The following is a 22322-nucleotide window of genomic DNA, read 5'->3' on the forward strand; positions in this document are numbered from 1 at the left end:
TTGTCTAATACTTTAAATTAAACCCTGAAAATAGCCGTAAAAACTATAAAATTGAAGTTGATATGGATTTGAACCAACAAATAGAGAGCCTTAGGCAAGCCCTTGAGTTTTCGCCCGAAAACTTACCCTTGCGAAAGCTGCTTTGCAGCACGCTGTATAATGCCCGCAGGCTGGACGAAGCAGAGGAAGAATACACAGAAGCGTTGGGATACGCCCGTAACGACAGCGAATTGAAAGCAGGTCTTGCCAAAACATTTGTAGCCCTTAAAAAGTTTGAGGCTGCACAAATGGTATTGGAAGAACTGATAGACGAAGGTGAAGAAAGCGCAGAGTTGTTTTTACTATACTCAAAAGTGAACCTTGAGACCGATGAGGTGCGCCAAGCGTATGAATACTACCAAAAAGCGATAGAGCTAGACGGTTCATTGGCTGAGAAGGAGTATGAACAACAGTTGCACAAAGCGATGAAGGAAAGCGGCGAAGCGGTGCAAACAGGCAATATAGATAACGGCATATCATCGTCGATACTTGAAAAACCCAAGATAAAGTTTGCTGATGTAGGCGGCCTTGAAGACGTTAAAGAAGAAATTGCCCTTAAAGTAATATACCCCTTAAAAAACCCCGACATATACAAAGCCTTTGGTAAGAAAACAGGGGGCGGTATTTTGGTGTACGGTCCTCCGGGATGCGGTAAAACATTGTTGGCTAGAGCAACTGCCGGAGAGATAGAGTCGAATTTTATCTCCGTTGGTATTAATGAAATACTGGATATGTGGGTAGGCGGCAGCGAGCAGAACCTGCACAAAATATTCAGCCTAGCACGTCAAAGTGCACCCTGCGTATTGTTTTTTGACGAGATTGATGCCTTGGGTGCCAACCGCGCTGATATGCGTCACTCTGCTTCGCGCTCATTGATAAATCAGTTTTTAGAGGAGCTTGACGGCGTGAAACACTCTAACGAAGGGATTTTAGTATTGGGCGCGACCAATACTCCGTGGTACGTTGACCCCGGTTTCCGCCGACCCGGCCGTTTTGACCGTGTAATCTTTGTGCCGCCGCCTGATAAAAAAGCAAGGGTAGAGATTTTGGATGGGATGCTTCGCGATAAACCCACCGAGAAGGTAGACATCGATGCATTGGCCAAACAATCAGAGGGATATTCAGGAGCGGATTTGAAAGCAGTAGTAGATATTGCTGTTGAAGCAAAGCTGCCGGAATCGCTAAAGCAAAACCGTGTTGTCCCCGTTACGCAATCCGACTTGAAAAAAGCGGTCGACCGCCACAAACCCACCACAAAAGAGTGGTTTAATACAGCCCGTAATTATGCCCTTTATTCAAACGAAAGCGGCCAATACGATGATATTCTTCAATATTTAGGCATCAAAAAGTAGGCGGGCAGACTTTCTGTTGTTTAGCAGATAAAACACTGTAAAACCCTACTTTTGCGGTATGTACCTGATTGCCGACAGCGGTTCAACAAAATGCAACTGGCTGCTTACTAATAACGATGGTGAGCAGTTGGGCAGATACGATACCATTGGTTTTAACCCGTTGTTTCAAAGCAGCGAAGACATTGCCCTTGAAATTAAACAAAACGAAGCCCTTTTTGCCATAGCCCCGCAGGTACAAAAGGTATACTATTACGGTGCCGGAGTTAGCAGTGATGCAAAAGCCCGCATTGTTCGCCGTGCGTTATCCCATGTTTTTGCCGGCGCAGAGGTAATTACCGGCCACGATTTAACCGCGGCAGCATACGCATCTTACAATGGTTCTACCTGCATTTGCTGCATATTAGGCACAGGTTCTAACTCGTGCTTGTTTGATGGGAATCATCTGATAGAAAAAGTCCCTTCATTAGGCTTCATTTTGGGTGACGAAGGCAGCGGTGCTTATTTCGGAAAACAGTTGGTTTCGGCCTATCTGTACAACAAGTTACCCGATGATATGGTACGCGAACTTGAAAAGGGCTACGGACTTACCAAGACCGATATTTTTGAAGCCGTGTACCAAAAGCCTCGCCCCAATGTTTACTTGGCTCGTTTAGCTCCTTTTATACACAAACACAAACATCATCCGTTGCTTGCTGATATTTTGCACAAGGGATTTGTGGCGTTTATTACCGAACACGTATTATGCTATGAAAACGCCAAGCAATTACCCGTGAATTTTGTAGGCTCAATAGCCCACATATTCAGCAACGAGCTTCATAAAGCCGCCGAAGAATGCGGCATCACCATCGGTGAAATAGTGAAACAACCCATCGAAAGGCTGGTGAAGTACCATGTAGAAAGGGTGTTTAATCAAGAATAAACGATAATATTCCATCTTTCTTCCACCAATATTCGTTAGTTTATGTAAGTTGGTTAATTTTCAAACATGAACAAACGGACAACACTATCCATCCCTAAACCCTGTCACGAAGACTGGGAAAAGATGACGGCCCAAGACAAGGGGCGGTTTTGTTCGCTTTGTCAAAAAACGGTGGTTGATTTCAGCCATTTTTCTGATAAGGAGCTAATAGACTACTTTAAAACAAACCGGACAGGTAGTACCTGCGGCAGACTTACTAGTAATCAATTAGAGCGTCCGTTAGTGATAAATAGAGCCCCAAAACGAAATCCTATTGTTGCTTGGGGAGCAGCTTTGTTTGCGCTCTTAGCAAGTAGTAATCTTGCTGCTCAAGAGCCGGCGGGCTTGCCTGCGGACACAACAATGGCACAACCATCCGCCGAGACGGATAGTTTAACAACTGGGAAAAAGCCTCAAACACGCAAGCAAATAACTATTAAAGGTCAGGTTACCGATAAATTAACAGGGGAGATATTAGTAGGTGCACCCGTTCGAATCAAAGGGTATCCGTATAATGCGGCAACGGATATTGACGGAAACTTTAGTATTACCTTACCGCCCTCTTTTGCAAAAGACTCGGTAGATATTGAATTCAGATATATTGGATATACCACCGTTATACTAACCGGAGTATATATTCACAAACCCGATTTAGTGGTTAACGCTAAATTGGAGGAGTCGTGTGAACTTTCCGGAGAGGTAGTGGTAACTGTTGGACGTCTTGTTCCCGCGCCTACTTTCTGGGAGAGGGTGGGTCTCTTTTTTAAAAAGCTGTTCTAACAAAAAAGCCCTTTCGGAATTTCCAAAAGGGCTTTTATATAAAGGTTAATCGTTGATTACAACTTACGTTTTACTTCTACTTCTTCAAAGCCTTCGATAGTATCGCCTACTTCGATATTGTTGAAGTTTTTAATGCTGATACCGCACTCGTAACCGGTAGCTACTTCTTTCACATCGTCTTTGTAACGTTTCAGTGCATCAATTTCTCCGGTGTGAATCACCACTCCGTCGCGTATGATACGGATGCGGGTGTTACGGGTAATTTTACCGTCGGTAACCATACAACCTGCAATGGTACCCACTTTTGATATTCTGAATACTTCGCGAACATCCACGTTACAAACAATTTTCTCCTCAATCTTAGGCTCTAACAAGCCCTCGATAGCGGCCTTGATTTCATCAATAGCGGCGTAAATGATAGAGTATAGTTTAATCTCGATGTCTTCTTGCTCAGCAAGACGTTTGGCTTGTGTACTTGGGCGTACTTGGAAACCGATAATAATAGCATCCGAAGCGGTAGCCAACATAACGTCGCTTTCCGAAATCTGACCCACACCCTTCAATATCACATTCACCTGAACTTCTTGTGTAGATAGTTTTAGCAACGAATCTGCCAAAGCTTCTGCTGAACCGTCCACGTCGGCTTTAACAATAACGTTAAGTTCTTTAAAGTTACCGATTGCCAAACGACGGCCAATTTCATCAAGGGTAATGTGTTTCTTGGTACGCAATCCTTGCTCACGGATAAGCTGTGTACGTTTAGTAGCAATTTCCTTAGCCTCAGCCTCAGTTGCCATTACGTTAAAGCTTTCACCAGCTTGCGGTGTGGCTGAGAAGCCTAGCACCGAAACAGGGGTAGAAGGACCTGCCTTTTCAATTTTCTGGCCGCGTTCGTTAAACATCGCTTTTATACGGCCATAAATTGCACCAGCTACTACAGGGTCACCTATTTTAAGCGTACCTTCTTGTACCATCAGGGTGGCTACAATACCACGCCCTTTGTCCATACGGGCTTCAATAATAGCACCTTTGGCACGTTTATCAGGGTTTGCCTTAAGATCAAGAATTTCAGCTTCCAACAATACTTTTTCAAGCAGCTGGTCAATATTCAATCCCTTTTTAGCAGATATTTCTTGTGTTTGGAATTTTCCGCCCCACTCTTCTACCAAAATATTCATGGCAGAAAGTTGTTCGCGAATTTTATCAGCGTTGGCACCGTCTTTATCAATTTTGTTAAAGGCAAATACCATCGGTACGTTTGCTGCCTGTGCGTGGCTGATAGCCTCTTTTGTTTGAGGCATCACGCTATCATCCGCAGCAATTACTATAATCGCAATATCCGTCAACTTGGCACCACGAGCACGCATGGCCGTAAAGGCTTCGTGACCGGGAGTATCCAAGAAGGTTATCTGGCGGCCATCTTTCAGTGTTACCTCATAAGCACCAATGTGCTGGGTAATACCTCCGGCTTCACCTGCCACAATATTTGCGTCGCGCACATAATCCAGTAACGATGTTTTACCGTGGTCAACGTGACCCATTACTGTTACTATAGGTGCACGGTGCAATAAATCTTCGGGACGGTCTTGTTCTTCTTCAATTGCTTCCTGAAGGTCAGCACCTACAAACTGAACATCAAATCCAAATTCGTCTGCAACAATCGTAATGGTTTCAGCATCCAAACGCTGGTTGATAGAAACCATCATACCCAATGAGAAACAGGTGGTGATTACCTGGTTTACCGAAATGTTCATCAGTTTCGCCAACTCGTTAGCGGTAACAAACTCGGTTACTTTCAGGATGTTCTTTTCTGCTTCCAGTTCCATCAACGCATCCTCACGGTTTTGAGCATGCTGATCGCGTTTGAAACGACGGTTTTTAGAACGTTGCGAAGAGTTGCTGCCGGGGCCTTTACCACCCGGATTCAGCTTAGCCATGGTTTGTTTCAGTTTATCCTGAATTTCCTTTTGGCTGATTTCCTTCGGCTCGTCTCTATTGAAACGACCTCTGCGGTCGTTGTTGTTATTGTTTGTATTGTTGTTGTTACCGCCCGGGCCGCCGGTATTGTTTCCGGGCCTGTTATCGGGACGTTTTTCTTTATTAAACTGCTTGGCAATGTTCGGGTTATCACTGCTGATAACCGTACTGGGTTTGCGTTTGCGTTTCTTCTTTGTCTTTTCGTTAGGGTCTGATGAAGCAATAGGCTTTTTCTTAGATTCTTCAACAGGTAGTTGAATTTTGCCTAATACAGTAAGCCCTTGCAGTTTTTCCATACGGGGTTTAATTACCTCGTTTTCAACAACGGCAGGAGGCTCTACTACAACAGGAGGCTCTATTACTTTAGCAACGGGAACTTCTTCTTTTACTTCTGGTTTTTCCTCAGGAACAACAACAACTTCTTCTTGCTTAGCAACAGGAGGTTGTTCAACCGGTTTTTCTTCAACCTTAGGTTTTACAGGCTCTTCTTTCTTTTCTTCCCTCTTCTTGCCTTTGCCTGATAAATCATCAAGGTTTATCTTACCAATCACATTAGGTCCGGTCAACTTCACTTTGGTTTCAGCTATCGGCTCCTGTACTACAGGAGGTTGCTCAACAACTTCAACCTTTTCAACCACCACCGGAGGTTGTTCCACTGGTTTTTCTTGCGGCACTTCAACCGGTTTTTCTTCAACCACCACCGGAGGCGGGGGAGGAGTTTCAACTACAGGAGGTTTAGGTGCAACAGGTGCAATTTCTTGCGGCTTTTCTTCAGGAATGGTAATGGTGGGGGTGTTTATCATCACCACATCATCATCCTCTTCAGCGTCAGCAATTTCTTTTTCTTTGGCAGGTTTGTTGGTGCGCACGGGCTCATGCAACTCTTTTTTGCTCTTGTCGAGTTGTATGGCCTCTTGGCGGGCCTCTTTGTCCGATTTGAATGCCTTAAGCAGCACGGCATACATGTCTTCGCTAAGTTTGGCCGTGGGCTTAGCCTCCACATTAAAGCCGCGTTTATTCAACTCTTCGGCAATAGTGGTAACGCCCACCCCTAACTCAGAGGCTACTTTGGCAATACGGTATGATTTAACTTCTTCCGTCATTTAGTTATTTTACAAAAATACAAGCAAACCGCAATAAACCCGCCATAAGCGAAAGTTTTATTCAAATTCGGCTCGAAGTATTTGCTTTATTTCTTCTATTGTTTCTTCCTCAAGCTCTGTGCGGCGCACTAAATCAGCGTCACTGATGGCCAACACACTTTTTGCTGTATCACAGCCAATTCCCTTCAATTCGTCAATAATCCAGCTGTCAATTTCATCTGCAAATTCGTCAAGGTCAATATCCTCCTCAACAACTTCATCATCACTTTCACGGTACACATCTATCTCGTAGCCGGTAAGTTTACCTGCCAGTTTAATGTTGTGTCCGCCCTTACCGATAGCCAAAGATACTTGGTCGGGTTTCAAAAACACCGACACACGCTCTTTGCCTTCATCTACCTTAATAGATGATATTTTAGCAGGGCTAAGTGAACGCTGGATATACAAAGGCAGGTTGGTGGTATAGTTGATTACGTCGATGTTCTCGTTGCGCAATTCGCGAACGATACCATGAATACGTGAACCTTTCATACCCACACAAGCACCTACGGGGTCAATACGGTCGTCATAGCTTTCAACAGCCACTTTTGCACGCTCACCGGGCTCGCGTACAATTTTCTTAATGGTAATCAACCCGTCTAAAATTTCGGGAACTTCCATTTCAAACAAACGCTCCAAAAACTCAGGCGCAGTGCGCGAGATAATAATCTTTGGAGTTCCGTTCAGCATTTCAGCACTTTTTACAACGCAGCGAATGCTATCGCCTTTTTTGTAAAAATCGCTGGGTATCATTTCTGTTTTGGGCAGCAAAAGCTCGTTGCCTTCGTCGTCCAAAATCATCAATTCTTTTTTCCAAATCTGGTACACCTCGCCGGTAACAATCTCGCCCATACGGTCTTTGTACTTGCGGAAAACTTCGTCTTTTTCCAATTCAAGTATTTTCGACATCAGGGTTTGGCGGGCGGTAAGTATCAAACGACGGCCAAAATCTTCCAGCTTCACTTCCTCCACAGCCTCTTCACCTACTTCAAAATCAGGTTCTATGCGGCGTGCGGCTGAAAGTTCAATTTCAAACGTTGGGTCTTCAATCATACCATCTTCCACAATGGTTCTGGTACGCCAAATCTCCAAATCACCTTTTTCGGTGTTAATAATTATATCGCAGTTTTCATCGGTGCCGTATTTTTTACGCAACATGCTGCGAAAAACGTCTTCAAGTACGCGCATCATGGTGGCGCGGTCAATGTTCTTAAACTCTTTAAACTCTGAAAACGATTCAACTAACCCAATGCTATGCATAACATTACTTACTTAAATGATACTATTATTTTTGGTTCTTTAATTTCTGATATGGTGTGTTTTTGCTCTTCGAAGTGGAGTTTTTTCTTGTCTTTTTCTTTTTTCTCCGCCTCTACGGTTATTACTCCGTTTGCTACGGCCGTTAATTTTCCTTTCACCTCTTTGCCTTCTGCATCCAAAAAGCGGATGCTGCGGCCAATGTGTTTAGGATATTGACGCTCAAGAATCAACGGGCGGTCAACTCCGGGTGATGCTACTTCAAACGTAAACGGTTCTATAGATTCTCCCAGCTCCTCATCTATCCTGCGCGAAATGTAACGGCTCAGTTGCGAGCAATAATCAATAGATACTCCCTTATCGCCATCTATTATCACTGAAAAACGGCGGTTCTTTGCGCCTTGCTCCACTGTAATCAAAAAATGGTCGCTGTCGGTAGCCAAATGGTCTTGGGCAAACTGTTGCAGGGTGTGTATCAAATTACTCATTATACCAATAAAAAAGGGGACTTGCGGGCCCCCTTTTCAATTAATTCAATTAAAAAAGTCCTGCAAAGATATGCAAAGTTTTTAAATATTGAAGCTTTTGAGTGAATAAACTATAATATAGGGTAATACGATACTTTTATTATGTGTTTGTAATCCAAAAGATTAACAAAAAGACTAAAAAGAAAACAGGCAATACTCAAAACATCGGTAAAGCGTCGCTGCTATTTTTTACTTTTGAAAAACCTTGAGCATTCACCCCTTTATACAAAAACACCGCGGCGGGCTGGTACTGTTGGTACTTTTGCTACCCTTGTGTTTTTCAGGCATACGTACTCACCACGATTGGGGCGATGATTTTGCCCAATACATCAATCAGGCAAAGTGCATTACAAAGGGCGAACCCGTTTCTCACACGGGGTATCTCTATAACCCGCACAACCCCATGCTTGGGCCTGCAGCCTACCCGGGCGGGTTTCCGTTATTACTTAGCCCTGTTTATGCCTTGTTTGGCAATAATATCGTTGCGTTTAATGTGTACCTGTCGTTGTGGTTAATACTGGCGGGTTTTATATGGTACTTAGTACTGCGGCGGCATCACAGCGAGTGGGTTTCTGTAGCGTTGAGTGTATTGTGGTGCTGGCATCCGTGGGTATTAGAATATAAAACCGAAGTAATGGCCGAAATTCCGTTTACGGCATTGCTGGGCCTGCTGATATTGTTGTACAAGCGCGGGTTTATGCGCTACGACGAAGAGAAACGACGCGAATCGCTGTTAAAAGCACTTACGCTGGGTATTGTTGCGGGGCTGTTGGTAGCAGTGCGCCTAAACGGAATAGTGATAGTGGTTGCCTTGTATGCGTTTGAAGTATGGCAAAATATATGGCACCTGAAACCACCTTTTGAACCAAAAAACAAATTATATACAAGTGCAGCCACGGCCTTGATTACCGCGTTTATTGTTTGTTTTGTGCTGATAGATTATTTGATAAGCGGCATACGCACCAACGATTTGCTTACCTATGGCAGCAATTTTAGCGGCGAACCTTTTTTAGTGCGTATCCGTGAAAATTTGGGGTATTACACCGCGTTAGTGCAAGACTTTTTTCAGCGCAGCAAACCCGAGTGGAAATTGTTTCCGCTGATTACCCAAGCCTTTTTGCTTGCGTTGGCGTGCATAGGTATTATTAAAGACATTGCTCTCAGACGGTCGTTTTTGCTTTGGGCATTTGCGGCCTATATGGCGTTGTTGATAGTGTACCCTTATCGTGGCGGGGGATTACGATTTATGCTGCCCGTACTGCCCATCATACTCCATTATGCAGCTCAAGGATTCAAATCTATTCATTGGGGGTTCGCCATACCGGTAAAAACCACAACGGCAGTTCTATCCGTTGTTATCCTGTTTCAATTTTTGCCTGAGCAACTTTCGGCCATTAAAAATGCCAAAAACAATTTTGCAGGCCCACAACAACCTGAAAGTGAAGAAGCGTTTGCATACATAAAGGCCAACACCCCAGCCAACGCTGTGTTTTTGTTTAAAAAACCAAGGGCACTTGCATTATATGCCGAACGCAAAGCATTTGCTACCCAAACTGCCGATACAGTGCTCTTTTTGCAGGATATTAAAACATTTAATCCCTCATACATTCTTACACACGCTGATTTACAAGACGTTGCAACCCAAAACTACCTGATGGCACATCAACACCAATGGGATAGTATATGGGGTAACAATAAGTTTACACTATATACCAAAAACCCGCGTTAAACTTCTAACTTTGCACCGTTTTTTAAAACCATGTTTAAAACCAATTGGTGGAAATATTTAGGAGTGCTGCTGGTATTGTATTCATTACTGGCGGGCTTATTAATACCCCTGGGCCCGGGCGTTATGGATGTTTCGCCATCACAATTAGTGCAGGGGCAAGCTAACACTGTTCTTGTAAAAGGGCACGGCACCCATTTTAAAGACAACGAGGCCACGCTGAAGCTTTGGATTAAGAACGGCGAGGCAACCTACCAAGCGCAAAGCCTTGTGGTGCAAGACAACGAAAATGTAGCAGCCGTATTTAACCTAGCTGCGCTAAACACCAAAGAGCCGTTGCACCTGATAGCCAACAACGATTTTGACGGAACAATAGCACTTGATAATGCCTTTTGGTTTAACAGCACCGAGAAAGGCCCAAACACAGCCACCCCATCAAAAGACCGCATTGAAGTAAAAAACAAAGATGCACAAGGCACCAGTTTTCCATTTCTAAAAATCCTGTTCCAAACCATACGTAACTTGTTTTTTCATGTACCCATGTGGTTTAGCATGGTAGCATTGCTTACAGGCGCATTGGTTTATAGCATTAAGTATTTACGTCACGGCAAACGCGAGTTTGATATTGCTGCGTCAAAAATCACCGAAACAGCCGTTTTCTTGGGTGTTTTAGGAATTTTGACCGGGATGCTTTGGGCTAATTTTACTTGGGGACAACCATGGCCCAACGACCCTAAGCTAAACAGCGTTGCCATAGGTATGTTGATGTACCTTGCGTACTTTATTTTGCGCGGTGCTATTGACGATGAAGAAAAACGTGCACGTGTGGCCTCGGTTGCCAACGTATTTTTTTACCCCATATTTATATCACTAATATTTGTGCTGCCCCGTTTAACCGAATCATTGCACCCCGGTAACGGCGGCAACCCCGGTTTTAGCAGCTACGACCTTGATGATACTATGCGGATGGTATTTTACCCTGCCGTTTTGGGATGGATATTAATTGGCTTTTGGGTAGCCCAACTAAAAACCCGCGTTAAAAAACTTGAAGTTTCTGATGATGAATAAACGTATAACTACTTTAGTACTGTTTTTACTGTCTGTACTAACAACGTTCGGTCAAAACGGAGCGGCTCCCGCCGGTGATGATAAAATATTAGTGGTTGCAGGAGTGCTTTCGGTAATTTTTGTAGGACTCGGCGTTTACTTATTCTCTATCGACCGCAAAATATCGCGGATAGAGAAGCAAAGGAAAGATACAAAGGTGTAACAAATCGCAAAACGTATGAAAACCTCGTACATTATAGCCATAATAATGGTTGCTGTGCTTATCGGGATTATTATCTCGATGTATGGCAGCTCTTCAGAGTATGCTACATTTACCACAGCAGCACAAAACCCTGATAAATCATACCACATTGTAGGTCATCTTGACCGTACAAAGCCACAAGTATACGACGAGTTGAAAGACCCTAACTACTTTGAGTTTTACCTTAAAGACAGTCTTGACAACGTGAGTAAGGTGATATACCGCAGCCCACGTCCGCAAGATTTTGAACGCAGTGAAAACGTAGTGGTGAAGGGGAAAATGAAGGGCGAAGCGTTTGAAGCAAAAGAAATTTTGCTGAAGTGCCCCAGCAAGTACAATGCTACAGAAGTAGAGGTAACGGAGTATAAGACGGCCGAATAATGGAAGAAACCGTTGTAAAGTTTGTTGGCGAGCACCTTGCCATAGGCAACTGGGGAAAGTTTTCGGTATATTTATCATTGGTTGCGGCGTTGTTTTCGGCAATCAGTTACTTTTTTGCTTTTAAAACTCCCGAAAATGCTGATTTCTGGCGAAAACTCGGTCGTGCGGCATTCTTTGTTCACTCAGCAGCCGTTGTAGCCATTTTTACCATCCTTTTTGTAATTATCCAGCAACATTATTTCGAGTACCAATACGCTTGGCAGCACTCATCGCGCAATTTGCCGCTCAAATACATGATTTCGTGTTTTTGGGAAGGCCAAGAAGGAAGCTTCTTGCTGTGGATGGTGTGGCACGTGGTAATTGGCAATATTCTGATTTTTACCTCACGCAGTTGGGAAAGCCCTGTAATGACAATCATGGGATTGGCGCAGGTAATGCTGGCCACTATGTTGGTTGGTGTTGAGATTCTTGACTTTAAAATAGGCAGCAGCCCCTTTGATTTATTGAGGAACAAGGTGGCCGGCCCCATATTTACCTTACCCGATTACCTAACCCGTATAGAAGACGGTAACGGTCTTAATCCTTTGTTGCAAAACTATTGGATGGTGATACACCCGCCCACATTGTTTTTTGGGTTTGCCGCTACTATTGTACCGTTTGCTTACGCTGTGGCCGCTTTGTGGACACGCCGCTATACCGATTGGATAAAACCTGCTTTGCCTTGGGCACTGGTAGGTGTAATGATTTTGGGTGCAGGTATTATTATGGGTGGTTTTTGGGCGTATGAATCGCTATCGTTTGGCGGTTACTGGGCTTGGGACCCTGTTGAAAATGCCTCGCTGATACCGTGGCTTATTTTGATTTCGGCGGTACATTTAATGCTCATCCACAAATCAACCGGCAACGCACTGTACAGCACATACCTTTTCACCATCCTTTCGTTTGTGTTGGTGCTGTATGCTACCTTCCTTACCCGTAGCGGAATATTGGGCAACACCTCCGTACACGCCTTCACCGATTTGGGAATGTCGGGTCAGTTGCTCATTTTCATGTTCTTGTTCATTTGGTTGCCCAGTTATGTAACCGTGCAAAACCCAATGGTAAGGTATGGCTACTTGGCAATAACGGCTATTGTTTTTGCAGCTAGCTTCAAATGGGGGGCTTCACAATGGGTGTTTATCCCATACTCATTAGTTACGCTGTTCTTCTTCTTCCGCAACATATATGTGGTAAACCCTGTAAAAGGCAAAGAAGAGGAGTTCAGTTCCCGTGAGTTTTGGATGTTTATCGGCTCGTTGGTGTTCCTTATTTCGTGTGCACACGTGCTTATCAGCACCTCACTACCCGTATTTAACAAACTTACAGGCGAAAACGTTGCTGTTCCCGATGATGTAATCGGATATTACAACCAATGGCAGTTACCCTTTGCGCTAATTATTGCCATACTTACTGCCATTACACAGTTTCTTAAGTATAAGAAAACAGGTAATGAGTATTACTTCAACAACATAATTATTAGCCTCACCATCTCTATATTGGTTACAACTGCGTGTATATACCTGTTTAAAATAAAAGCAGAGAATAACACCACGCTGTTATTGTATATCCTGTTCCTTTTGGCATCAGTATATGCTATTGTTGGCAATGTGTATTACTTGGTAAAAGTGCTAAAAGGCAAGCTGTCGTTTAGCGGAGCATCGGTAGCACACGTTGGCTTTGGCTTATTGTTGGTGGGCGTTCTTGTATCATCAGCCAATAAACAAGTAATCTCACTCAACTATTCTAATGTGAATTTTGGAGAAGAGTTTGACGACCAAGCCCAACGCGAACACTTGTTGCTGTATAAGAATATGCCCATGCGCATGGGGCCTTATGAGGTTACCTATTTAGGCGACTCAGTAGAAGGAGTAAACACCTATTACGAACTCAACTTTAAACGCACTGATAAAGACGGAAAACCAAGCGGAGAGGAATTTTACTTGTACCCGAATATCATTAGCAATCCTAAAACGGATATGCTTTCGGTAAACCCTGATACAAGGCATTATATTACCCACGACGTGTTTACGCACGTTACAATGGTATCTGACAAAAAAGCCCGCAATGAAGTGCCTTATGAAAGGGTGTATAACGACACCATACATTTAGGTGATACGATACATACCAACAATGCCAAAGTGGTAATGGTGGGAATGACGCCTGATAATGCCGCTGATGGCACATTTGGTATGCGAGCTAACCTTAAACTGATAATGTTGGGCGATACCCAAGAGGTTGCTCCCCGCTTTATGATTAGCGAATCGCAAAGTAGTCAGGTATCTCCCGAAGAAGTGGTTGACGATGCAGGATTGATGATACGTTTTGCAAACATTATCCCTCCGGATTCATCGGGGCACACACAACCGGCTTTCCATTTTGCCATTGCTGAACGTCCTGTGCAACGCGATTACGTAGTGTTGATGGCAAAAGTATTCCCCTATATCAACTTTGTATGGGGTGGCACTATTGTAATGGTTATCGGCTTCTTACTCTCAATTTTCCGTAGGGTAAAAGAATACCGCAGGGAAAAAACAACGGTGGCTTAAGCAGGCACACTCTTCCTTTTATTTTTACAGTTTCAGCAACGTTCTCGTTTACGAACGTATTGACAATAAACAGGTTATTGTCTACGTTTGCCATACATGAAAAAACTACTGTTGTTAATTGCGCTCGTTTTCTCTGTTGTTTGGGGTAACGCACAAAAAATAAAAGCCTTTACGCTTTCAGGCGGTTATGTGCGGGCAGACCATAACATGAAATTTGACGGAACTTTTCAACCGCTAACCACAAACCCCATTAATAGCTGGGGCCTTGATGCAGGACTTGAGTTTTGGAGAACCCCCGTTTTTTCCTTCAGCACCTCGGTAGGCATGATTAAGAAGGGATATAACTATGATATTGCGGTAACTACCGTTACCCAACCCGAAGGGACAGGTGAGGTAATAGAGGGTCGCGCACGCTTAAATTACCTGTACCTAGCTCCCCGTTTTGCGGTTAAGCTTTCTAGCAAAAAAATTGTTCCCTATGTTTTTATAGTACCCCGAACCGATGTATTCTTATACTCTTCACACACATTACACACAAATGATGGATCAAAAATTACAGATGACGGATCATTTGGCGGCTTCAGAGATTTTTATAAAAAAAATCATAGGGCTGTACTTTTGGGCGTAACGTCGGGCGCCGGTCTCGAAATTAAAATACACAAGAATATATCAGCGGGCATAGAAGCGGCCTATTTGGTTGATATTACTCCGGCAGTAAGAACAGCGACAACGAGCAACAGCGTTGGCATGAAAGCATACAATAATGCGTTTTCAGCATCTTTAGTCTTTAAGCATTACTTCGGCAAAGAGTAATTAAAACAGGTAGCTTTGTAGCAGTACTATGCCCTACAAAATATCCATAATAGGCGCAGGCAATGTGGCTTGGCATTTGGCAAAAGCGCTTGATGCAGCAGGGCATACCCTTTTTGAGGTGTATAGCCGTAATCCAAATCATGCTGCTCAACTGGCACAGCCGTACCGTGCTTTTGCGGTGAACGAGGTACGTTTACTAAAAGACGACATTGATATATTACTGGTGTGCGTGAGCGATGACGGGATAAAGGAGGTTGCTGAACAATTAAAGCATCGCAAGTTTTTGATTGCCCACACCGGGGGCGCTGTCGATATGAATGTGTTAGAAGGAACATCGGCGTATTATGGGGTGTTTTATCCGCTGCAAACCCTTAGTGCAGGCAAACCCGTTAATTTTTTTGATGTACCGCTATGTATAGAGGGGAATAACAAAGCTGCCGAAATGCAGTTAAAAGCATTAGCCGATACCATTAGCAACAACGTCCAATACATTACCACAGAACAACGCCGCTATTTGCATTTAGCAGCGGTATTTGCCAATAACTTTAGCAATGCTATGTATGTGTCGGCAGCAAAAATATTAGAAGCCCAGGGGCTTGATTTTAAGTTGTTGCGTCCGCTGATAAAGGAAACCGCCGAGAAAATACAAGCACTGTCAACGCAAACGGCGCAAACAGGCCCGGCCAAACGCCACGATACTACCACCCTGCAAAAACACCTTGATTTATTACCTAACGGTAGCGACGAAGAAAAAATCTATAAACTGCTTAGTGAGATTATAAGCGGAAGGTATTAATGGTTAATTAAGCTAATTTTTAATCCCTCGGCTCAAAGCACTCCACCGTCAAATCATCAATGTACACCGTTTTGCGGTCGCGGTTCCAAACGTAAACCTTTAGGTTGTCCTCAATACTGCGGGCCTCGGGAGTTTGGTATTCAAGCGTCACCATATTCCACTCACCCTTTTTCAGTTGAGGGTTCAAAAACTCGCTGCTGCGGTATTTATAAGCAGCATCTTTGTGGTGAAAGGCCATTGCCAGCAACGGAAAGCCGCCCTCGCTGTTTTGTGGCACAAAAATTCGTACACTCACCCGCAACCAAGCATATTCCTTTTGCGTAATGTCTTTATACTTAATATCCACCCCCGGCGAAAACTCCATGTCCTCGCCCATTCTTAGGCTTCCGCGTCCGTTGTGACCCATCGTATCCCAATGTTGGGCATAATTATCCTTGGCCGAGTCAAAGGAATAGCTTGCCAATATTTTCTTGCTAAAATCAACGTTAGCAGGCATTACCTCAATAACTTCAGTACTGCGCTCTACCAAAAGCAATTTCTTGTCTTCATCCGTAACACTTGTTTTACCGAAAACCCGCCAGTAGTAGGCTTTGGTTATCCGCTCACCGTCTAAAATCTTTACTTTAAACTGCCACGTTTGAAACACATTCAATATAGCCATTGCCCCAAGCACGGTATAAGTAAGCATTTTCAACGGTTTGCTTTGAGTGAGTGATTGCAGCATATACCCCAACGGAAGAAGCATCAGTGCATACGACGAAACCATCGAACGCGAGCTGTAACTACCGCCCGCATACCACCACACGCTCCAGCTTGAGGCGATGTACAGGTTAATGATAAAGTAGGCGGCAAAGCCCCAAAACAGTTTGCGGTTTTGCCTGAACAACGAAATAAACCCAAGCACGGCCAACAGCATTACGGGGGTATATACAAACCAGCCTTTGCGGTAGCTAAACAAAAAATCTACCGTGTGCGGCGATTTTAAATCAAAGCCCACCCCGGGGTCTTGATAGCTGTAATACAACCAATGACCGGTAGCGTATTTCCAGTAAATCAGCTGTACGCAGCCGCCTAAAAGGACACCGATACCCAGCACGATTACGTGCCCGAATTTTTTAAACACCAATTGCAGTTTCTCAACAATGGTGGCATTAAAGCCCGTAATACCCCACAACAAAGGAATAAGGATAACCACCAATTCATTAGGGCGTATCAGGGCAATTAAGCCCGTCATTAGCCCGATTAGAAAGGCACTGCCAATGGTGGGATTTTCATGCCATTTAAGGGTGTTTAGCAATAGTACCACATACAATGTAAAAAGGTAGTTATGCGCCAAAGTGCCAGCAAACACGGTTATTTGGTAGTAGTTGGTACCTATTACCAACAAACCAAGCAATAAGGCGGTGAGTTTGTCATCAAAAAAGCGGAGCAGCAATTTGCGGCACAACCACAACCCCAACAGGGTATAGAACAAAGCTCCCAGCACCATACCCCATTGGTAGGGCGGCGAAAACCCGTCTTGCGGGTAACCGGCAAGTCCTGCATAGCCATGCGCAGCGAAAAAGAACGGCGCATTAATCAACGCCAAACCGCTGGTGTAGCGCATCACCCAGCGACCGTCGGGCTGTTTAACGGCTTGGTAGAACGTAGCGGTGGGCTTGTACTTTTCAATAATATCGTCAACCCATTGCTTGTTTTGCACCGTAAGGTCGTCGTAAATAAACGTGGCGGGCAGGTAAATGTAATAGCCCATCACGTCCCAACTCAACACATTGCGGGCGGGGGTAGCCAATCGCGACACTACCAGCAGCAGTGTAAGCGAAAGCGCCACGTAAAACGATATTTTATGAATCACCTTCATGCGGTAGAGCAAACCTAAGGAAAACAAGGGTGATTTTGTTAGCGTAGGGCGCATTTTAACCACAAATAAGAACAGTAAAAACAACGAAAACACTTGTTACGGTGTTATGCAGTTACTGAGTTATGCTGTTATTTTTGTTACGCACGGCACAAGGGTTTTAGGCGATTACTCAAAAAATCGCAGGGTGGTCAAAGAACGGCAGAGATATGCAGTAATTGGAGAAACGCCGCAATGGGAAACAACAGCAGAGCCCGTGCGCAAGCCTTGCCACTATAAAGGGGGAACACAAGGGGGTGTCGGACGGCATGATACTCGCATTGTCCTGTTGAGCGATAGCGAAACATCTTATCCCGCTCTGTCAACACAGTTGTATAAGATTCTTCATTTCATTCAGAATGACAGCCCGCGCGCAGCACCCGGTCATTCCCGCGCAGGCGGGAATCTATCCCCAAACCTTCGCTCAGATTCCCTTTTCCAAGGGAATGACTGGCAACCGCACAACAGCCCGTAATGCCCGTACGCAAGCCTTCCCCCTATAAAGGGGGAACACAAGGGGGTGTCAGAAAAGCAAACCGCCTCGACACCCTCTCCGGCTCTCCCTTTCTAGGGAGAGAGACCCAGTGCCGCCAGTCGCATTGCCCTGTTGAGCGATAGCGAAACATCTTATCCCGCTCTGTCAACACAGTTGTAATAAGATTCTTCATTTCATTCAGAATGACAGGCCACGCGCCGCACCCCGTCATTCCCGCGGAGGCGGGAATCTATCCCCAAACCTTCGCGCGGATTCCCTTTTGCAAGGGAATGACTGGCAACCGCACAACAGCCCGTAATGCCCGTGTGCAAGCCTTGCCACTATAAAGGGGGAACACAAGGGGGTGTCAGAAAGGCAAACCACCTCGACACCCTCTCCGGCTCTCCCTTTTTAGGGAGAGAGACCCAGTGCCGCCAGTCGCATTGCCCTGTTGAGCGATAGCGAAACATCTTATAACAATTGTGTCAACATATTCGTAATAAGATTCTTCATTTCATTCAGAATGACAGGCAGCAGCGCTCACGGCAAAGCCACAATGTAGTCTTTGTATTTTGTGTAGCTGTCGTATTTTTCCTCTACCGACCAAGTGTGGCGAACAAAAAGAAAGGTTTTATCCCCCTGTTTAAAGGCTGTTATGTCAACTAGTTTGTTTTGAACAGGGATTAAATAGAGATAATTATAATGAAAAGTATCATTAATTAATGTTTTTTGGTTTGACCGAACCGAGAAAACACTTTCAAAAGATAAAATAGAGTCTCCAAGCATTTCATGCTTGGCAATAATGGGCGCTAAAATTTTCACCGAGCTTTCAATGGCGAGCCTGTCAATTTTGTTTACTTGCTTCGCTGCTGTAAAGTTATTTTCAGCAATGTATTTATTAAAATCGGGAGAAAAAACCTCCGTTTTATTTGAGAAATAGAGTGTATCGTTTCTGCGGAACAGGTGCTCATTACGTATTATGTTATTTGAGTCATCAAAAACCGTAAAGTAATACCAGTTGAGAAAACTTGGGTCGGCACAAAGGATATGTTTACCCGAATTATCAACCAGAAACTCCTCGTTTTTCAGAAGCCCTTTTTTAGTAAGGGGTGAACAAGAAATCAATAGTAGAAATAATACTAAGTAATAAAGCCTCATTTGTTATTGCTATTTCCCCACCAAAATACTGTACACCAACTCGTGCAATCTAGAGCGCACGTTGTTTTTAGTAATCAGGTTGTTTTCGGCACTGGGGTACACACGGTTACTCAGGAAAATGTATATGATACCGTTTTCAGGGTCGGCCCAGCAAATAGTGCCCGTAAACCCACTGTGTCCAAAGGCAGCATACGGCACATTATCCGCCGTTGGGTTGCCCTTGGTTTTATCCGGTTCAGGCTTGTCCCAGCCTAACCCGCGGCGGCACTCGTCCAGTTGTTTAGCCGTAAACAACTCCACCGTTTCCTTTTTAAAGTAACGCTTGCCCCCGTACTCACCGTTGTTCAGCAGCATTTGCAGCACCACCGCCACATCGTTACTGTTTGAGAACAAACCCGCATGGCCGGCCACACCGCCCAGCATAGCAGCAGCAGGGTCGTGCACGTAGCCCCACACCAACTGGCGGCGGAACTCCTTATCGTCTTCCGTGGGTGCAATCATCGTGCGGTCAACTTTCTCCAAAGGCAAATACGTCATGGTGCCCAGTCCCAGCGGCTTGTAAAAATGCTTTTCAACGTAGTCATTCAGTGGCTCTTCGGCAATTTGTTCCACCAAGCGTTGCAGCATAATAAAGCCCAAATCGCTGTACACATATTTACCCGCAGGCGAAACCTCAGAATCCAGTATTATCTGCCACAAAGTGTCTTTATAATCGCTGCGCATATACAGGTTATCCGCCACCTTGCATACGTACTGTCCGCCTTCTTCGTAACAATAAATATTGTTCAGGCGCAAACTATCGTCAAGCGTTGAGCGGTAAAACGGAATCCACGCCTTCAAACCACCCGTGTGTGTTAGCAACTGCTTAATGGTAATATCCTTTTTATTGGTTTTGCGCAGGTCTTTCAGGTATTTTGATACAGGCTTGTCCAAATCAATCTCGCCCTTTTCGTGCAGGCGCATCACCGCCAGCGTGGTGCCCATTACCTTACTCATCGAGGCAATGTCGTACAGCATATCGTTGGTAATGGGTGTTTTCTTATCGTAGGTAGTATAGCCGTAGGCCTTGCTGTAAATTACATTACCGCCTTTGGCCACCAACAACTGCCCGCCGGGCAATGCCTTTTGGCGGATGGCTTTGTTTACCACCGCATCCAGTTGTTCAAAATCGTGCGAGTTGTAGCCCAATGCTTCGGGCGTAGTGTAGCGCAACAGTTGTTTTAGCGTATCAGTAGTTATCCCGGCATTTTTGGGGTATTCGGCCGAAATAGTTACCGGTAGTTTGGCGTGGTTATTTATCACCCCGAAAATCAACTGAGCGGCCTTTTCTTGGTTAATATCCGTATCCTGATAACCCACCACCAAACTTTTGCAATTTGGAAAATAAAGCAGGTTGTACGGAATACCGAAGCTCACTAAAATTACGTTTTCCTCTTCGTTCAATCGGTTGGTAAACCCAATGGCGTTGGGGTTAAGTCCGTAATAATCGTTGGGGTTGCGGTTGGTATTGTGCAGGCTTACGATGATAACGTCGTAATTCTTTTGTTTGATGGATTGCAATACCGTTTCAAACGTGGCACTGTCTACTCCCAAGCCGTATTGGTAATAATCCACGCGAGCATAATTGCCCAACATTTGTTGAAAGACGGTTTTGGTAGAGAAACCCAACGCAATGGAGGCAATTTTTTTCTTATCGGGCGATTTAACAGGCAGCAGTTTTTTGCCGTTTTTTACCACCGTAATTTGCTGGGCAGCCATTTGCTCTTGCAGCAGCATGGCCGATGGCGGGTTGATGCGTTTGGTAATATTGGTAAGGCTTACTTTGGGAGCCGTTGTAAGCCCCATTTGGTACTTAGCCGCCAACACCTTTTTTACCGATTTATTAAACTGGTTGGTATCAATATCGCAGTTGTTAAGGGCAACATTCACCGCAGCAATTACCTTGGGTATTTGGGTGGGGCAAAGCAAAATATCATTGCCCGCCTGTAATGATTTTACGGCAATTTCAGGCTGGGTGTAATAAGCTGCAACCCCTTTCATATTCAAGGCATCCGTAAACACAAGGCCTTTGTAGTTGAGGGTGTATTTTATGTAATGATTGATAAGATGCGGCGATAAACTCACCGCCACGTTAGAGGCAGTATCAAACGCGGGTATACGCATATGTGCCACCATAATGCTGGCAGCACCTTCCTTCATCAGTTGCTTAAAGGGATAAAGCTCCAGCGTATCCAACCGTTTAAAAGGGAAACCTATTTCGGGCAAACCGTGGTGAGAGTCGGTTTTAGTATCGCCGTGTCCGGGAAAGTGTTTCAGGCAGGCCATCACCCCGTTATCCTGCATCCCCCGCATATACATCCCTGCAAGGCGCGTTACCATGTATTTATCATCGCCAAAAGAGCGGTCGTTAATTACAGGGTTGCCGGGGTTGTTGTTAATATCGGCCACGGGCGCAAAGTTGATGTGTATGCCCAGTGTTTTGCATTGTTTGGCAATCTCTTCGCCCATGCGGTACACAAGGCTGTCGTTATTGGCAGCAGCCAGCCCCATTTGGCGCGAGAACTTTATTACGTTACTAAGGCGCATGGCCACGCCCCATTCGCCGTCAATGGCTATCAATAGCGGGATATTGCTTTTCTTTTGATAGGCGTTGGTAAGCGTAGCTTGGGCTTCGGGAGTGCCTTTAAAGAAAATCACCCCGCCTATTTTATTCTCTTTAATGAGTTTTAAAACTTCTTTCGAGTTTTTTTCAGGGCCGGATGAAAATGCCGAGGCCATAATTAACTGCCCGATGCGCTCTTCACGCGTAAGCGAGTTAAACACAGAATCTACCCAACGGTCTTTGGGCGAAACACCATCCGGTTGCGCCACCACCTGTGTTGCTACTAAACAAAACCCTAAAACAGCCCAAAAAACCCGTATCATATTGTTAATCTGCGAAAATAACCCCGTTCCTATCCAATACCATCAACTTTTGAACCACAATCGGTTGAAAACGTTTACAAAATAGGGCAGTAAGCAGGAGAGGAGAAGCGAAAAGTAATTGCGGCGGCCTGTGTACAACTTGTAACATAGAGGCTCATCGTTGCATATAAAACGTAGCAGGCGGGGTGCTTTAGTATTATTGGGGATAAACACTCCACTGTTTTA

The 22322-nt window shown here is 44.6% G+C and carries 16 protein-coding genes; 10 read left to right on the forward strand and 6 right to left on the reverse strand.

Annotated features, from left to right (window positions below):
- Positions 1-62: 62 nt before the first annotated feature.
- The 3 genes from F9K23_08225 to F9K23_08235 all read left to right on the forward strand — a co-directional run bounded on the left by F9K23_08225 (position 63) and on the right by F9K23_08235 (position 3129).
- A complete protein-coding gene (locus tag F9K23_08225) occupies positions 63-1391 on the forward strand; it encodes an AAA family ATPase (protein ID KAB2916581.1) in 1329 nt (442 codons plus the stop codon).
- A 58-nt stretch (positions 1392-1449) separates the two neighbouring features.
- A complete protein-coding gene (locus F9K23_08230; GenBank protein ID KAB2916582.1) occupies positions 1450-2310 on the forward strand; it encodes an ATPase in 861 nt (286 codons plus the stop codon).
- A 66-nt stretch (positions 2311-2376) separates the two neighbouring features.
- Positions 2377-3129, forward strand: coding sequence for a hypothetical protein (locus F9K23_08235; GenBank protein KAB2916583.1), 753 nt, complete (start codon positions 2377-2379; stop codon positions 3127-3129).
- A gap of 56 nt (positions 3130-3185) precedes the next feature.
- Here F9K23_08235 and infB read toward each other — a convergent pair whose 3' ends face one another.
- From infB to F9K23_08250, 3 genes are read right to left on the reverse strand one after another with little or no spacing between them, the layout of a single operon-like run.
- A complete protein-coding gene (gene infB, locus F9K23_08240) occupies positions 3186-6209 on the reverse strand; it encodes a translation initiation factor IF-2 (GenBank protein KAB2916584.1) in 3024 nt (1007 codons plus the stop codon).
- A gap of 57 nt (positions 6210-6266) precedes the next feature.
- The gene (nusA, locus tag F9K23_08245) at positions 6267-7508 is read right to left on the reverse strand and encodes a transcription termination/antitermination protein NusA (protein KAB2916585.1); all 1242 of its coding nucleotides are present in this window, start codon (positions 7506-7508) and stop codon (positions 6267-6269) included.
- An 8-nt stretch (positions 7509-7516) separates the two neighbouring features.
- The gene (locus F9K23_08250) at positions 7517-7993 is read right to left on the reverse strand and encodes a hypothetical protein (protein KAB2916586.1); all 477 of its coding nucleotides are present in this window, start codon (positions 7991-7993) and stop codon (positions 7517-7519) included.
- A gap of 244 nt (positions 7994-8237) precedes the next feature.
- On the opposite strand from F9K23_08250, the gene F9K23_08255 reads away from it, so the two are divergent.
- The 7 genes from F9K23_08255 (at position 8238) to F9K23_08285 (ending at position 15642) form a co-directional block, all read left to right on the forward strand.
- Positions 8238-9761 carry a hypothetical protein gene (locus tag F9K23_08255; GenBank protein ID KAB2916587.1) on the forward strand — a complete coding sequence of 508 codons (1524 nt, stop codon included), beginning with the start codon at positions 8238-8240 and terminating at the stop codon, positions 9759-9761.
- A gap of 123 nt (positions 9762-9884) precedes the next feature.
- Positions 9885-10826 carry a cytochrome c assembly protein gene (locus F9K23_08260; protein KAB2916612.1) on the forward strand — a complete coding sequence of 314 codons (942 nt, stop codon included), beginning with the start codon at positions 9885-9887 and terminating at the stop codon, positions 10824-10826.
- On the forward strand, positions 10816-11028 hold the full coding sequence (locus F9K23_08265) for a CcmD family protein (protein ID KAB2916588.1): 213 nt from the start codon (positions 10816-10818) through the stop codon (positions 11026-11028). Before F9K23_08260 ends, F9K23_08265 begins: the two co-directional genes overlap by 11 nt.
- Before the next feature lie 15 nt (positions 11029-11043).
- Positions 11044-11448, forward strand: coding sequence for a cytochrome c maturation protein CcmE (locus F9K23_08270; GenBank protein ID KAB2916589.1), 405 nt, complete (start codon positions 11044-11046; stop codon positions 11446-11448).
- Positions 11448-14033 (forward strand): cytochrome C biogenesis protein, encoded by a 2586-nt coding sequence (locus tag F9K23_08275; protein ID KAB2916590.1) that lies wholly within the window; start codon positions 11448-11450, stop codon positions 14031-14033. The genes F9K23_08270 and F9K23_08275 overlap by 1 nt, the downstream gene beginning before the upstream one ends.
- 96 nt (positions 14034-14129) lie before the next feature.
- Positions 14130-14846, forward strand: coding sequence for a hypothetical protein (locus tag F9K23_08280; protein ID KAB2916591.1), 717 nt, complete (start codon positions 14130-14132; stop codon positions 14844-14846).
- A 28-nt stretch (positions 14847-14874) separates the two neighbouring features.
- Positions 14875-15642, forward strand: coding sequence for a DUF2520 domain-containing protein (locus F9K23_08285; protein ID KAB2916592.1), 768 nt, complete (start codon positions 14875-14877; stop codon positions 15640-15642).
- A 19-nt stretch (positions 15643-15661) separates the two neighbouring features.
- Here the strand turns inward: F9K23_08285 and F9K23_08290 are convergent, their stop codons facing one another.
- From F9K23_08290 to F9K23_08300, 3 genes are all read right to left on the reverse strand, one after another.
- Entirely contained in the window at positions 15662-17503 is a 1842-nt protein-coding gene (locus F9K23_08290) for a hypothetical protein (protein ID KAB2916593.1), read from the reverse strand.
- A gap of 1051 nt (positions 17504-18554) precedes the next feature.
- Positions 18555-19172 carry a hypothetical protein gene (locus F9K23_08295; GenBank protein ID KAB2916594.1) on the reverse strand — a complete coding sequence of 206 codons (618 nt, stop codon included), beginning with the start codon at positions 19170-19172 and terminating at the stop codon, positions 18555-18557.
- 9 nt (positions 19173-19181) lie between these two features.
- Positions 19182-22097 (reverse strand): serine hydrolase, encoded by a 2916-nt coding sequence (locus F9K23_08300; GenBank protein KAB2916595.1) that lies wholly within the window; start codon positions 22095-22097, stop codon positions 19182-19184.
- Positions 22098-22322: the final 225 nt, after the last annotated feature.

Source organism: Bacteroidota bacterium, assembly GCA_008933805.1.
GTDB lineage: Bacteria > Bacteroidota > Bacteroidia > UBA8524 > UBA8524 > SB11.

Coding starts and splice junctions, on each gene's coding strand:
- F9K23_08225 (KAB2916581.1), top strand. CDS start 63: ATGGATTTGAACCAACAAATAGAGAGCCTTAGGCAAGCCCTTGAGTTT.
- F9K23_08230 (KAB2916582.1), top strand. CDS start 1,450: ATGTACCTGATTGCCGACAGCGGTTCAACAAAATGCAACTGGCTGCTT.
- F9K23_08235 (KAB2916583.1), top strand. CDS start 2,377: ATGAACAAACGGACAACACTATCCATCCCTAAACCCTGTCACGAAGAC.
- infB (KAB2916584.1), bottom strand. CDS start 6,209: ATGACGGAAGAAGTTAAATCATACCGTATTGCCAAAGTAGCCTCTGAG.
- nusA (KAB2916585.1), bottom strand. CDS start 7,508: ATGCATAGCATTGGGTTAGTTGAATCGTTTTCAGAGTTTAAAGAGTTT.
- F9K23_08250 (KAB2916586.1), bottom strand. CDS start 7,993: ATGAGTAATTTGATACACACCCTGCAACAGTTTGCCCAAGACCATTTG.
- F9K23_08260 (KAB2916612.1), top strand. CDS start 9,885: ATGGATGTTTCGCCATCACAATTAGTGCAGGGGCAAGCTAACACTGTT.
- F9K23_08265 (KAB2916588.1), top strand. CDS start 10,816: ATGATGAATAAACGTATAACTACTTTAGTACTGTTTTTACTGTCTGTA.
- F9K23_08270 (KAB2916589.1), top strand. CDS start 11,044: ATGAAAACCTCGTACATTATAGCCATAATAATGGTTGCTGTGCTTATC.
- F9K23_08275 (KAB2916590.1), top strand. CDS start 11,448: ATGGAAGAAACCGTTGTAAAGTTTGTTGGCGAGCACCTTGCCATAGGC.
- F9K23_08280 (KAB2916591.1), top strand. CDS start 14,130: ATGAAAAAACTACTGTTGTTAATTGCGCTCGTTTTCTCTGTTGTTTGG.
- F9K23_08285 (KAB2916592.1), top strand. CDS start 14,875: ATGCCCTACAAAATATCCATAATAGGCGCAGGCAATGTGGCTTGGCAT.
- F9K23_08290 (KAB2916593.1), bottom strand. CDS start 17,503: ATGAAGGTGATTCATAAAATATCGTTTTACGTGGCGCTTTCGCTTACA.
- F9K23_08295 (KAB2916594.1), bottom strand. CDS start 19,172: ATGAGGCTTTATTACTTAGTATTATTTCTACTATTGATTTCTTGTTCA.
- F9K23_08300 (KAB2916595.1), bottom strand. CDS start 22,097: ATGATACGGGTTTTTTGGGCTGTTTTAGGGTTTTGTTTAGTAGCAACA.